This is a genomic window from Romboutsia faecis (assembly GCF_014323405.1).
GTDB lineage: Bacteria > Bacillota > Clostridia > Peptostreptococcales > Peptostreptococcaceae > Romboutsia_E > Romboutsia_E faecis.
On record NZ_JACRWE010000002.1, the window covers coordinates 389616 to 405083 of the forward strand.

The following is a 15468-nucleotide window of genomic DNA, read 5'->3' on the forward strand; positions in this document are numbered from 1 at the left end:
AGTAAGAGGGAGTTGCAAAAACAATTCCCTCTTATACTATATACTTATTTCAATATTTTAAATTATCTATACATCTAAATAGCTTTTTTGTATCCAATTAACTCAGATGCAGCAAATGCTGTTATAGGTATAGATAGTATTACAGCTATCCCACCAGATAAGCCTTGAACTATTTCAAGAACAATTAAATCTATATTTATCAACTGAATATATGGCATACAATACATAAAGTAAATTATTAATATATTTATACTACTACCAGTAAAAGCTAATATTAAAGTGTTTGTCATTGTACCCATAATATCTTTACCTATATTCATTCCTGAGATAAACAGCTGTGACTTACTTAAGTTATTATTCACATCTTTTATTTCAAAGATAGAGGATGTAATAGACATTGTAGTATCCATTATTGCACCTAGTGAAGAGATTAGGATTCCTGCAAAAAGTAAGTCTTTAACTTTTAAAGAGGTCTTAGTAGATACAAACAATAAGTCTTGAACTTCTGCTGTGTTAAAAGTAGAAATATTATTAAATTTACCGAATATATAGGCAATAAGACCTGCAATTATAGTACATAAAATACAGCTTAAGCTTGCTACAAAGGTTTTTTTAGTTACTCCATTTAGAGAAATCATTGTTACCATAGTTGATAAAATAACAATGATAATTGACGAAGCAATAGGATTTATACCTCTAATAATTAATGGTATAAATACAAAGAAAATACAAATCATTGTAAATACTAGCGAAAATAAAGATTTTGCTCCCTTTAATTTTCCTAAAAATAAAACAACAAATATAAATATAAATAGAAGTATGTAAATTGATACTTCACGATTATAATTAACTATTATTGTACTTATAAAGTCATCGTAGCTTGATATTACTAGTTTTGTTCCTACTTTAACGGGCTTGTTGTCAGTTCTGCCAACAAAATTAATAGTGGAAACTATTTTTCCTTTGTTTTCACCAGTAGTAATTTTAATTTCTAAGTACTGCTTTCCTATATCAATATAAGGATAATCAGGGTCAGGAGATAAAGTATCAGAAGTAATTTTTGTAACCACTGCTTTTTCATATACAATACCTATAGGTGCATCTTCAGGTTGATTAAATTTTAAAGAACTATTAAGAAAATATAATAATATAAAAAAGGATATCATGAAAAAAGTCCATACTATGTAACTTTTTTTAAAAGTTATTTTTTTATTAGTTTTTTGCATACGTTTATACCTTTCATATTGATAGTTAAATATTTAAAATAAGGCAACCAACTTAGTAAGTTTATTGCCTTATTTTTATTATGCATATTTTATTTTAATTATAAAATATTAATCTGAATTTTTCATTTGTCTTTTGTTACTGAGAAAGAATCGTATAAATATTTATCTGTTGTAATAGAATCAATTTCGGTATCATACTTCATCATGTAAGTATTTACACTTAAATCATTTTCAGAAACCTCGAACTCAACTATTACTTGTTCTTTTTTTACATCACTTCCTGTATCTGCAGAGTTTACATCTAAGAAAGAGTATCCTGGAGCAAGTGGGTCATTAGCTCCAACTGTATAGTTCTTTTTAGAGTACCACTTTAAAGCACCAGCGTGACCACCTACCATGTATAGTGGAGCATTTTTTGGATTTATAATAGAACCATTTTCATCAGATGCAGGGTTAGCATTATATCCATTAGAAGTTACAAATCCTCTTGAGTACACATGGTCATGACCTTGCATTACGACATCGACATCGAGTTCTGCAAAGGTTGGAGCCCAGTATTGTCTAGCTTCAATAACATCTGAATCAGTGATATGAGACGCTCCCGTATATAAAGATTTATGAAATCCTACAAAAGTCCATTGATCTCTTTTTTTAGCCTCATTAACAGCATTAGTTAAATATTCTTTTTGATATGCTCTTGCATTAGCATCATATCTAGCAGTTTCTAAGTTGAGCATTATAAATGTAGCTGGACCATAATCATATGAATAAACTATACTTCCAGATTCTGCTGGTGCATTAATATGTCTAGTTAGAGTGTTATTATCATGGTTTCCTTGTACTGCACTTATTAATATACTTCCTAGTAAATCTTGTCCAGCATTAGGAAAGGCACCTTCGTTATTAAATACTAATTCCCATTGAGTTTCGTTAGTAGCTTTATCAGTTATATCTCCTGCAAGATAAAGGAAGTCTAGATCTTTACTTAATTGGGAAAAAGTTGCTCCTGCAGCCTTAGCATTATTTTCATTTGAAACTTGGGTATCTGATAAGAATGCAAATTTAAAACTATTCTTACTTCCTTTTGCTGGAGCTGTTTTGAAGCTACCTCTGTATATGTTATCTCCCGAACCCACTGTATATTCATATTTTGTATTAGGGTCTAGATTACTTACAACAATACTATGGAAATATTTATTAGCATTGCCTATAGTATTTTCACCATTTGCTATTATCTTTTTGTTATCTCCAACCTTATTTAATACAACCTTAGTTTCTAATTCACCAGCTATAGTTGTATATGAAATATTTACTTGAGTAGATGTATCATATCCCATATGAACATTTACTTGTTGGGGTGTTTTACTTTTTAAATTGTTCGTCTCTGTTGTTTTAGGAATTTTAATGGATTCTTGTGAAGTTTTGTTTACGTTAGTTGATTGATAGGATAAAGATGTTGATGTAATTATTGCGATGACTAAAATACTACTAATAATTTTCTTTGGTACTTTCATTTTTCAGCCCCCTAGATAGTTATTGTTTTAAATTATTATTCCCTAAAAAAATATAAGTATGATTTTATATTTATCCTAGATTTAGATAAAAGTAACTTACGAGATAAATCTCATCACTAGGGGTCGTTAATATGAAGTTATTATAAAGTTAGATAATGGTTAATTAAAAATAATTACGTATGAGGTTCTAGTTGTAGTTAGAACATATATTAAAAAATATCTTATAATATATATTATGTTTACAAATATAGTAAAATATAGTAAAATTAAATAGAATTATGAAATTATACATATCAAAAATAATTTAATAGTGAAATTTTAAATTATATTAATAAAATCAAATCGAACAAATCAAGTTTTAAATCTTCTAGATAAAATCTAGGATTGTAATCAAAATAGGTACAATTAATTTCAACAAGTCTTAGTATCAGAATTAATTTAAATATATTAAAGAAAAATAATATAAAATACAACTGAGTTATTAGCATTAATAGTGGGGATTGGGAAAATGTTTGCAGAAGTTGTAGTTAGTTTAATTATCATAGGGAGTAGATTATATGAGATGTACAAGAGATAAAAGGGTGTTACTAATATTAACTAGTGCATTAATATTAATTGTGTCGTTAATATTTATAGTGTCGAAATTAAATAAAAATGATAGCATAGTGCTTTATGTTAATGAAGAGCCTGTATATGAAGAAGAGTTACTAAATAGTATAAAATATTTATCTTCATCTGTAAGAAATGAAATTATGAGAACTTATAAAATAGAATCAGATGAATTTTCGTGGGATAAAGAAATATTAGAGAATCAAACAGCTGGTGATATCTTAAAAAATAAAGCTATAGAAAAAAGTACATATGAGAAACTGTTGCAAATAAAAGCAAAGGAATATAGATTAATAAATAATATTGATTATAAATCTATAAAAGAAGAATTGGATAAAGAAAATAAAAGTCGTATAGAAGATAAGAGCAACAATAAAATTGTATATGGAACTACTATATTTGATTTCAGTGAATATTACCAATATATAAACACTAACTTAAGTATACAGTTAAGAAAAGTTTTAACTGATAATAAAACTTTAGAAATATCAGATAAAGAACTTGAGTTAGTTTATGAAAATAATAAGGAAATGTTTCAATCTGAAAATGATGAAACAGGGAAGCTAGAATTATTACCTTTTGAAATGGTAAAATCTAGCGTTATGGATATGGGGTTAAATGAAAAATTTAATCAATATATGAATAAGGAAGCTAAAAAAGCTTCTGTAAAATTTAAAGATGAAAGGAGACTAGATGATCTATTAAAGAATGGTTTAACTTAATTTAATTAATAGTTTGTTTTAGGTATGTTTTGTTTTGTTTTGAATATTTTTATAATTATAAAGATAGGAGAAACATATGGGGAGAAATAATGTATTTTGTAAAAAAATTATTAGTTCAGTATTAGCAGCAGCTATGATTATGTCTAATGGACCAATTACTAAGTCATTTGCTGATGAGAACTATGAAAACTTGAATAATATAGCAATAGCATCAAATGAATATAAGATAGGTATAGGAACAGCTTATTATGTTGATAGTGTAAATGGTAGCGATAGTAACCTAGGTACATCAGAGGATGCACCTTTTAAGAGTTTAAAAAAAGTAAATGAAATTAACTTAAATCCAGGAGATTCTATATTACTTAAAAAAGGTAGTATTTTTGATGATCAACAATTAACACCAAGAGGTCGCGGTACAGAAGAGAGCCATATTTTAATTAGCAGTTATGGAGATGGCGACAAGATGCCAGTAATAAATGCTAATCGTAAATTCCTAGAAGCTGTTTTAATTGAAAATATGGAATATGTTGATATTACAGGAATAGAAGTTACAAATGATGATGCATTTAACTTAACTGATAAAGCAGATGATCCAAATAATAATAGAAATAACTGGGATAGGCGTCTAGGGATACATGTAGCGATAAATGAAAAAGCTGAGGATACTTTTGATAAAAATTCTAATCGTGCATGGAAAGGCATCAACATAGATGGATGTTATATACATGATGTAGATGGAGATGAAAATCGTAATACAAATAAATTAAGTGGTGGTATTGGTGTAGAAATTAAATTTACACAATCAACTACTAATTTCCCATACTATGATGGAGTAACAATTCAAAATAATAGAATACACAAAGTTGATCGTACTGCAATCAAGGGTGTTAGATTAACAGAACTTGGAGAAGTTGGTGAAGATCAAGGTGGAGATCATATACGTTATGCTAATATACGTAGAAAAGATAACAATCAAGTTTCACTAAACTACGTTGTCAAGAATAATAATTTATCAGACATTGGTGGAGATGGTATATTAGTTGACTCAACGAAAGGAGCTTTAATTGAGCACAACTTATTATATAATCACACAATGAGAGGTACAGGTGCTAATGCAGGTATCTGGAGCTGGAATACTTTTGATACTCTATTTAGATATAATGAGTCTTATGGTGGACCATTATACAATCAAGATGGATGTTCTTATGACAGTGATTATAACAGTGCAGGAACTATATTTGAATATAATTATAGCCACGATACACCAATGGGATTCATGCTTCTTATGGGTGGAAATGATACAGATATTGTAAGATATAATATAAGTCAAAATGATGGTTTAGCATTTAGACATATAGCTGGTAATAGTAATACACCAAGTTATATTTATAATAATGTATTTTATTATGATGGAGCTGATTGGCAATTTATTCATAATAATAATCCTGATGGAACTAATGAAGATAGTTTAAAAACAAATTGGCAGTGGTTTAACAATATATATTACAACTACAGTAAAGATGTTCCAACTAACTGGAAGAAAACAAAATGGTCAGATGCTTTAAATATAGCAGGTGAAATGGTTTATGAAGCATCTGGAAAAAGCGGAGAAAATGAACCTCCAAATGTAATTAAAGCAGATCCTAAGTTTGTTAATCCAGGTGGTGGAGAAACTAATAATTGGGATACATTAAAAGCATATCAAGTAAAGAGTGACTCACCTGCTATAGGTAAAGGAGAATATGTTAATGTAGTTCCAAAGGCATCATCTGCTAATAATGGGTTCTGGGACTCAAAGTCAGATAGAAATATATATGAAGATTTTTATGGGAATAAATTATATCAAGGAGCACCAGATATAGGTGTACATGAATCAGAGACTAGTTCTTTAGATTTTGATATAGAAAAAAATGCTTCTTATCGAATTATGAATGATGATGATAGACTTTATTTAGAAAATACAGAAGGCAAAGATATAGGATTTTCTCAAAATACAGATGATAATCAGGATTTTACATTTGTAGGAACTAAAGATGGATTTAAGATACGTATTTGGAATACAGAAGATAATACTTATTTATATTTAAATAGTGAAGGAAAATTATCAGAAGCTGATGATACTATTTGGCAAGTTGAGGATTTAAAAACAGGCTTATATCATTTAAAAGCAAACAATAAGTATTTAACAAAGAAAGAGAATAATATTGTAATGTCAGAACTTTCAAATATGGAAAGCCAAAAATGGAGTCTACAATTAGTTTCTCAATCATCGTCTTTTAACTCAGGTGGAGAAGAAGTTGAAGGATATTCAAAAGATCAAGAGGTTAATGTTAATAATAAACAATCTGGATATTATGGAGAAGTTTCAAAGTTAAGTAAAAAAATGTCTAGGTTAAGTAAAAAAGTGTTTAGTGAAGATGTAAATAATACTGCACTTACAGGAAGTGAATTTGGTTATAAATTCTTTGTAGAAAAAGGAAACTACAATATCAAGTTAAACTTTGCAGAATTAGAAAAAGTAGAAAATAGAACGTTTGATATATTAGTTAATGGAAATCCATATAAAGAAGGATATGTTTTAAATTCAAATGAAAAGATTGAAGAAATAGGTCAAGTATACCCTGAAAATGGAGTTATAGATGTGAAGTTAGTTTCAGCTTACAACACTGATGGTATTGAAACAAAACCTATTTTAAACGGAATATCTTTAACTAAAAATGCAATGTCTGAAGTTAATATGCGTATAAATGCTGGTGGAGAAAGCTTTGATGGATTATATGCTGATGCACAATATCCAACAAAAGGAAGTGGATATTATGGTGAAAGTACTGAAGTCTTAGGAAATTTTGATACACTTCCAAATCCAGATGCAGGTATGGGAACTGTATTAAAAACAGGTAGAGAAGGAGAAAACTTTGGATATAAATTTAAAGTTCAACCTGGTCAATATCGTATAAAAATGTATTTCAATGAAGGGACAATAGATGGACAATCAAAAGATCATACTTTTAATATAAAAGTTAATGGAGAAGTAGTAAAAGAAAACTTTAATATTAAAAATGCTGCTGGTGGAGCAAATAAAGGCGTAGATATAACATTAAATGCAGTACCTAAAGATGGAGTTTTAGATATAGGATTTGAGGGTGTAAATGGTGATAAAGCTATGGTAAATGCAATAATAGTAGAACCATATACTCAATCATCAGAAGAAAATCTGGCAAAAAATAAAGATGTAGTAGCAAGTTCAGAGGAAAACGAAAGCAAAGCAGCTTCAAATGCAGTTGATGGAAGTAATGCAACTCGTTGGGGAAGTAATCCGTCAGATAATGAATGGATTTATGTAGATTTAGAGCAACTATATAGTATTAATAAAGTTGTTGTAGATTGGACACCAGGAGCTTATGCAACACAATATAGAATTGAAGTTTCAGAAGATGGAGAGAAATGGAATACTGTTAAGACTATTTCTGATGCATTACCAGGTCTTAATTCAACTGATTTAGAGTCAGAAGTAGCTCGTTATGTAAGAATATCTGGAGAAGAAAGGAATGACACTTGGGGAATTTCTTTAACTGAATTAGAAGTCTATGGTACAGAAGTTCGTGGTGATGCTGAAACAGTTGTGAAAACAACAGAAGAAAAAGATGGTAACCATACTTTATCAGTAGGAACTCAAAATATTTATAAACGTTATAAGTCTATGGAAGTTGAATTATCTTATAATCCAAAATTAGTAGATTATGTAGGTAATGAAACTCATAATAGTGAGTTAGTGGCTCTTGTTGGAGATATATCAAAAGAAGAAATAAGTGAGACAAATCATATATTAAAATATAGATTTAGTATAAAGAAAGCTGATGAGTTAACTGAATATAAGGAGATATTAAATACAGTATTTAAGCCGAAAGGTCAAACTCGTGCTGCGATAGATACGACAGTTTCGTTAACTAATGTAGCAGGGCATATAACAAAGTTAAATACTGTAAAAGCATATGTTCCACAAAAAGTTTCTATGGATGATATGAAAGCTTTAATAGCAGAAGCTACTAAAGTACATAATAATGCTGAAGTTGGTATAAAGCCAGGTCAATATACACAAGAATCAAAAGATAAATTACAAAGTGCTATAAGAAGTGCTCAAGCTGTTACAGACGAAACTTTACAAGAAGATAGACAAAAAGAATATGCTTCATTAGAAGAAGCTTTAAATGAGTTTAAGGAATCTGTTAAAGTAGCACAATTCGTAAACTATCATAAAGATTACATGGTTAGTAAAGAGGCAAATTACTCAGCTGGTTCAGTGAATATTTCAAATGGAAAATTACAACTAGGATTAGGAGCTAATTCATCTGCAACAGATAATGATGCACCTGGATTAAAAGAAGGATACTTATATACAAGATTTTCTGTAGATAATACTTCTGACCAGACATTGTTTAGAATCAAGAACCAATCGGGTTCTGGAATAAGAATAGGATATGATGAAGGAGCAAACTCTTGGTTTTATGATTCAGCCAAAGAAGGTTATGGATATTTTGGTGGAGAACATTTAAGAGCTAATGAAGAATATGAAATGATTTTAGAGTATAGATTAAACGATTCTAATAAATATGATTTAACTCTATTTATTAATGGGGAAAAGTTAAATACTATTAAAAATCTTGGATATGATGCTGTTGATGGTGTATTGACAATTGAAACAAGAAGAGATGCAAAAACATTTAATATAAGTGAAGTATATGTGACAAATGGAGAAAAATTAAACATAAATGTAACAGCGGGAGAAGGTGGGCAAGTTAGCCAGACAGGTGAAGTAGTTACTTTTGCAGAAGCGGATAAGACTTTCTTCATAACGCCAGAAGAAGGATACGAAGTAGATAAGGTACTAGTGGACGGAAAAGAAGTCAAAATAAATAATAATAAATTTACTTTTGAATATTTACAAAATAACCATACTTTAAATGTAACATTCAAAGAAGTTGTTGAAAAACCAGAAGTAAATAAAGATGTATTATTTACTATAATTGAATCAGGAAATAATTTAGTGAAAGAAGACCAAGAAGTAGAAGGTGGAAAATATACAGAGGAAAGTATATCTAAATTAAAAGAAGCTTTAAGCAGGGGTCAAAAAGTATTAGACAAAGAAAATGTAACACAAGAAGAAGTAAACTCATTAGTAAAAGAAATACAATATGCAATAGATAACTTAGAGTTAAGAGAGTTTGTACCACCAGTAGTAGTAGACAAAGATATTCTAATTAATATAGTAGAACTAGGAAAGAATATAGAAAATGAAGATGAAGAAGTAGAAGGTGGAAAATATACAGAGGAAAGTATATCTAAATTAAAAGAAGCTTTGAGCAAGGGTCAAAAAGTATTAGACAAAGAAAATTCAACACAAGAAGAAGTAAATGCATCAGTAAAAGAAATACAAGATGCAATAGATGGTTTAGAGTTAAAAGAAGTTTCATCACCAGTAGTAGATAAAGATGTGCTAGAAAATATAGTAGAACTCGGAACTAATCTAGTAAAAGAAGACGAAGAAGTAGAAGGTGGAAAATATACTGAGGAAAGTATATCAAAGTTAAAAGAAGCTTTAAGCAGGGGTCAAAAAGTATTGGGCAAAGAAGATGCAACACAAGAAGAAGTGAACGCATTAGTAAAAGAAATACAATATGTAATAAGTAACTTAGAACTAAAAGAAGTTGAACCGCCAGTAGTAGATGAAGTAAACAAAGATATATTATCTACTATATTATCAGCAGGTAATAGAATAGTAAAAGAAGATGAAGAAGTTGAAGGTGGAAAATATACCGAGAAAAGTATATCGAAACTAAAAGAAGCTTTAGATAAAGGCTTAAAAGTATTAGAAAATGAAGATGCAACACAAGAAGAAGTAAATGAATTGATAAAAGAAATACAAGATGCAATAGAAGGTTTAGAGTTAGCTGCATCACCAGAAGAACCTAGTAAACCAGAAGAGCCTAGTAAACCAGAAGAACCTAGTAAACCAGGAGAGCCTAGTAAACCAGAAGAGCCTAGTAAACCAGGAGAGCCTAGTAAACCAGAAGAACCTAGTAAACCAGAAGAGCCTAGTAAACCATTAAAACCAAGTACTGATAAGGAAGAACAAAATAATAATGTGCAAACATCAGATAGCTCAATAGTAGGGTATTTAGGATTAGGGATGGCATCTTTAGCTGGATTAGTAGCTATAAGAAGAAAGAAATACAAAAAGTAGCAAATGACTTTATAAAACAGTATAAAGCGTAGTAAAATAAAGAAAGCCTATGAGAGAAGTATACCTCATCATAGGTTTTCTTATATTGAGAATTAAGTGATAAAAAAGTTGATTGTAATTAAATAAGCCTAATATCATTAAAGATATTAGGCTTATTTAATTAACTATTGTTATTAATATCTATTATTACTCCCACAAACGTATATCTTATGAGCAACTATTTTCTTCATACTATTCTTTGCAGGAGCCATATATTTTCTAGGATCATTTGCTTGTGGGTTTTCTATGAAATATTCTTTTAAAGAATCTGAGAATGGAATTTTCAAGTCTGTAGCTATATTTACTTTACAAATTCCAAGGGATATAGATTTTTTTACAAGTTCATCTGGTATATCTGAAGCACCGTGTAAAACTAATGGTACATCAACAGACTTTTTTATTTCTACTAGTCTATCAAAGTCAAGCTTTGCTTCACCTTTATACAATCCATGAGATGTTCCGATAGAAATAGCTAGTGAATCGATACCTGTTCTATCTACAAAGTCTTTTGCTTGTTTAGGATTAGTGTATACTGTATCTTTTTCATCAACTATAAGATCATCTTCTTGTCCACAAAGTCTACCAAGTTCTGCTTCAACAGTTGCATCAAATCTATGAGCATATTCAACAACTTCTTTAACAGTTTCAATATTGTCTTCATAAGATAGATGAGAGGCATCTATCATTGCAGATTTAAATCCTAAGTCTATATAGTTTTTGATTTCACTTACATCTTCATAATGGTCTAAGTGTATTGCTATAGGAATATCATATTTCTTAGAAGCAACCTCAGCCATTGATACTATATAATCACCACCAGCATAAACTAGAGTAGAAGGTGTTCCAGCTAGAATTACAGGTGATTTTAATTCACCAGCAGTCTCAACAACTGCTTGTAGTGTTTCTAAGTTATGAATATTAAATGCAGGTACTGCATATCCTTCGTTTTGTGCTTTTTTTAATATTTCTCTTGTTGATAGTATCCCCATGTTAATTCCCCCTTAAATTTAGTCGTGATATCCGCCTTTGTCCCATTTTTCGTTAAATTCATCAAAATAGTGTTCATCACCATTTGCAAAGTCTTTTTCAATTACTGAATCTATCTTATGTATAAGTTCCTTGTTTTCATCAGAAGGATTGAACTCTGTATCAAGAAATACATCTATTATATTTTCCATTAGGCCAAGTCCTGTGATTCTTCCTCCGAATCCTAAAACATTTACTCCTAATTGCTCTTTAGAATATCTTGCTGTCTCTACATCTCTTACAAGCGCAACTCTTGCACCCTTAATTTTTGCAGCAGCATTAGTAATACCAACCCCTGTGCCACATATAACAATTCCTAAGTCAGCTTCGCCATTTACTACCTTTTCAGCTGTCAACTTACCATAGATAGGATAGTGAGTTCTCTCATGGTCATATGTTCCGTTATCTATAACCTTATGCCCTTTTGATGCTAAATAGTCTACTACTTTGTTTTTTATATCTGTAACGATATGGTCACAACCAACTGATATAATCATGTTATTTTCCCCCTTAAGCCATTTTATTTAACATATCAACTCTAATTTGATGTCTACCACCTGAGTAGTCAGATAGGATAAACTTTTCACAAATTTTCTTAGCAATCTCTAAACTTGTTACTTTTGAACCAATAGTTATTATAGAGGTATTATTATGATCTCTAGTCATTTTTGCAGAGTGTTCATCAGCAACCTGTGCACAAACTATTCCTTTGTGTTTTGCACATACATTAAAAGAGCCTGAACCATACTCATCTATAACTATTGCTCTTTGACCTTCATTATTAAGCATAGCAGTTGCTATAGCTTTAGATGTCTCGAAGAAATCAAAGTTTTCTTCTTCAGTTTTATCTATAACATCAAAGCCTTTACTGCATAAGTACTCCTTTATAGAATTTTTAAAACTTGAACTTTTAAAGTCAGATCCAATTAAAACTTTCATAGAAAAATTCCTCCCCCTAAATCTGTTATTTATTTAAAGTATATATCTGTATACTTAGAATACTTATTAATATTTTCTTTACTTATATTTTCATCAGTTATAATAGCAGTTACATTTTCTAAGTTATAAAACTGATAGAAGTCTCTTTTATTCAATTTTGATGAATCTGCAACAATATACTTTTCTAATGAATTATTAAGTATAGTCGCTTGAATCATACCTTCGTCTTCATTTGATGTTGAAATAGCACTATTATAAATACCATTTACACCAATAAAGGCTTTTTTTATATTCATTTTATATAATATATCATTAGCGATGCTACCTACAAATGCCCCTGTTCTACTGCGGTAACTTCCTCCAACCAAAATTAACTCATAGCGATGATCATCTTTGAATTTATTAAATACATGTATAGAGTTAGTTACTATTTTTAGATAGTTAGCTGTTATATACTCATACACTAATTCTATTGTTGTACCAGGACCTAAAAAAATAGAATCTCCATCTGAAATTTTCTCGGCTATCTTTTTAGCAATATTTTTTTTATACTCAATATTAATGTTTTGTTTTTCGATATGACTTAGTTCTTCTTCGATTACAACATTGCATAACTGAGCACCACCTCGGATTCTTTTTAGTAAACCCCTATTATCTAAATCTTGTAAATCTCTTCTTACTGTCATTTCGGTTACATTTATAACACTTGTTATATCACTAACTTTAACAATCTCTTTCTCATGAAGTAGATTCAGTATAATAGAGTATCGTTCTTCTTTAAGCATATAAGGTATCCTTTCTAAAATATCTAATTGTTTAAAAATGTTCTAAAGTTTTTGAAAATGTTTCCTATGAATTAAAGTTAGCACTAATGAATAGTAATGTCAAGATGGATAAAATGAAAAAAATGGTAAAATATTTCGGGAAATCGTTGACAAGGATATGAAAAAATAATAATATGATATTAAACAAACCAAAACGAACTAAAACGAACTGAAAACGAAATTAATCAAAACAATAAAAGGGGGAAATTTTAAAATGTCAGAAGTATCAGTAGAACAATCAGTAACAAAAGAAGAATTAAGTATGATAGCCTTTGAAATAATAGCTTATTCAGGTGATGCAAGGAGTAAATTACTTGAAGCTGTTAAAAATGCTAAAAGTAAAAATATGGAGCAATGCGAACAACTTATAGAAGAAGCAAAACAATGCTTAACAGATGCACACAATGCCCAAACAAAAATGATAGTTACAGAAGCTAGAGGGGAAAACTTAGATGTTGGTTTCTTAACTGTACATGCTCAAGATCATTTAATGACAACTTTATTATTACAAGATATAATTGGAAATTTATTAGACATATATAGATAAATATAAAATTAAATAAGAAGGGTTTTAATACATATTAGGGGAGGAATAAAACCATGGAAACTTTAGTAAGACAGATTGAAAAGTGGAAACCATTTTTTGAAAAAATATCTAGAAATAAATATTTAAGAGCAATAAGAGATGGATTTATATCTGCAATGCCTATAGTACTTTTCTCAAGTATATTTATGCTTATAGCATTTGTTCCGAATATTTTTGACTTTAAATGGAGTCCAGAAATAGAAGCAATAATTCTTAAGCCTTATAATTATTCAATGGGTATCATAGCTTTAGTTGTTACTGCAACAACGGCAAAAAATTTAACAGACTCGCTTAATAGAAACATGCCTAAAAATAATCAAATCAATAATATATCTACGATGATAGCGGCAATAGTATGCTTCTTATTAATAAGTGTTGATTCTATAGAGGGCGGTTTCGCTAATGGATATATGGGATCAAAGGGATTAATAACAGCATTTATATCAGCATTTGCAGTGTGTAATGTATATAAGGTATGCGTGAAAAATAATGTAACTATAAAAATGCCTGATGCAGTACCACCAAATATATCTCAAACTTTTAAAGATATCATTCCTTTTGGGGTATCAGCACTTTTATTCTGGTTATTTGATTTAGCATTTAGAAATATATTTGATTTTAACTTTGCAGAAGGTGTTATATTGTTCTTCCAACCTTTATTTACAGCAGCTGATGGATATCTTGGATTAGCTATAATATATGGTGCTATGTCGCTATTTTGGTTCGTTGGAATACAAGGTCCATCAATTGTTGAACCAGCAGTATCTGCTATCTATTATGTAAATATAGCTACAAACTTACAGTTATTCCAAAATGGTGAACAAGCAGTTAATATATTAACACCAGGAGCACAACAATTCGTAGCAACGATTGGGGGTACAGGAGCTACTCTTATTATAACTTTAATGTTTGCATTCTTATCTAAGTCAAAAGAGTTAAAAGCAATAGGTAAAGCATCGTCAGTACCAGTTTTATTCGGGGTAAATGAACCTATACTATTTGGTGCACCACTTATATTAAATCCTATATTCTTTATACCATTTATAGGAGCACCAATAATAAACGTTTGGTTATTTAAATTCTTTGTAGATGTAGTTGGAATGAACAGTTTCATGTATGTATTACCTTGGACAACTCCGGGTCCAATAGGTATAGTTCTTGGATGTGGAATGGGTCTATTAACAATTGCATTTGCAGCTCTTATACTAGTAGTTGACTTTGTAATTTACTATCCATTCTTTAAAGTTTATGATAAACAAAAAGTTGAAGAGGAAAATCAAAAAGAGACAGATAAATCTTTTGAAAATACTGTAAATTCAACAAACAAAGTTGCTTTTAGAGAAATAAGTGCTACAAAAACTAAAGATCCAGTGCAAAGAGAGAATAGTACAAGTAAGGATATATTAAATAATAAAAGAGTTTTAGTTTTATGTGCAGGTGGCGGTACTAGTGGTCTTCTAGCAAATGCACTATCAAAAGCTGCAAAAGCAAATAATATAGATATGTTAACAGCAGCAAATTCTTATGGATCTCATGTAGATATGTTAGAAGATTTTGATTTAGTAATATTAGCTCCGCAAGTAGCATCTAACTATGAAGACTTAAAGAAAGATACAGATAGACTAGGAAAAAAAGCTGTAGCAGTAGAAGGTAAAAAATATATTGAATTAACAAGAAATCCAGAAAAAGCACTAGAGTTCACTTTAGAAATTTTAAATAATGTGGTTAAGGAGAGAGCATAA

Annotated in this window: 10 protein-coding genes; 4 read left to right on the forward strand and 6 right to left on the reverse strand. The window is 29.7% G+C overall.

Going from position 1 to position 15468, the window contains the following annotated elements; genetic code table 11:
• Positions 1-74 precede the first annotated feature (74 nt).
• The gene (locus H8923_RS05230) at positions 75-1226 is read right to left on the reverse strand and encodes a YibE/F family protein (protein WP_153924267.1); all 1152 of its coding nucleotides are present in this window, start codon (positions 1224-1226) and stop codon (positions 75-77) included.
• 122 nt (positions 1227-1348) lie between these two features.
• The gene (locus H8923_RS05235; RefSeq protein ID WP_153924269.1) at positions 1349-2740 is read right to left on the reverse strand and encodes a purple acid phosphatase family protein; all 1392 of its coding nucleotides are present in this window, start codon (positions 2738-2740) and stop codon (positions 1349-1351) included.
• Positions 2741-3297: 557 nt separating this feature from the next.
• On the opposite strand from H8923_RS05235, the gene H8923_RS05240 reads away from it, so the two are divergent.
• Both H8923_RS05240 and H8923_RS05245 read left to right on the forward strand, forming a co-directional pair.
• Positions 3298-4071 (forward strand): hypothetical protein, encoded by a 774-nt coding sequence (locus H8923_RS05240; RefSeq protein ID WP_153924271.1) that lies wholly within the window; start codon positions 3298-3300, stop codon positions 4069-4071.
• A gap of 76 nt (positions 4072-4147) precedes the next feature.
• On the forward strand, positions 4148-10312 hold the full coding sequence (locus tag H8923_RS05245) for a discoidin domain-containing protein (protein ID WP_153924273.1): 6165 nt from the start codon (positions 4148-4150) through the stop codon (positions 10310-10312).
• Positions 10313-10485: 173 nt separating this feature from the next.
• Here the strand turns inward: H8923_RS05245 and H8923_RS05250 are convergent, their stop codons facing one another.
• The 4 genes from H8923_RS05250 to H8923_RS05265 are packed head-to-tail and all read right to left on the reverse strand — an operon-like array spanning position 10486 to position 13101.
• The gene (locus H8923_RS05250) at positions 10486-11340 is read right to left on the reverse strand and encodes a tagatose bisphosphate family class II aldolase (RefSeq protein WP_153924275.1); all 855 of its coding nucleotides are present in this window, start codon (positions 11338-11340) and stop codon (positions 10486-10488) included.
• 18 nt (positions 11341-11358) lie between these two features.
• A complete protein-coding gene (gene lacB, locus H8923_RS05255; RefSeq protein WP_153924278.1) occupies positions 11359-11874 on the reverse strand; it encodes a galactose-6-phosphate isomerase subunit LacB in 516 nt (171 codons plus the stop codon).
• 13 nt (positions 11875-11887) lie between these two features.
• Entirely contained in the window at positions 11888-12316 is a 429-nt protein-coding gene (gene lacA / locus H8923_RS05260) for a galactose-6-phosphate isomerase subunit LacA (RefSeq protein WP_153924281.1), read from the reverse strand.
• Positions 12317-12345: 29 nt separating this feature from the next.
• Complete coding sequence (locus H8923_RS05265; protein ID WP_153924284.1) at positions 12346-13101, reverse strand: DeoR/GlpR family DNA-binding transcription regulator; 756 nt, start codon at positions 13099-13101, stop codon at positions 12346-12348.
• A gap of 253 nt (positions 13102-13354) precedes the next feature.
• Here H8923_RS05265 and H8923_RS05270 point away from each other — a divergent pair, with 253 nt between their 5' ends.
• Both H8923_RS05270 and H8923_RS05275 read left to right on the forward strand, forming a co-directional pair.
• Entirely contained in the window at positions 13355-13687 is a 333-nt protein-coding gene (locus tag H8923_RS05270; RefSeq protein ID WP_153924287.1) for a PTS lactose/cellobiose transporter subunit IIA, read from the forward strand.
• A gap of 53 nt (positions 13688-13740) precedes the next feature.
• Positions 13741-15468 carry a lactose-specific PTS transporter subunit EIIC gene (locus H8923_RS05275; RefSeq protein ID WP_153924290.1) on the forward strand — a complete coding sequence of 576 codons (1728 nt, stop codon included), beginning with the start codon at positions 13741-13743 and terminating at the stop codon, positions 15466-15468.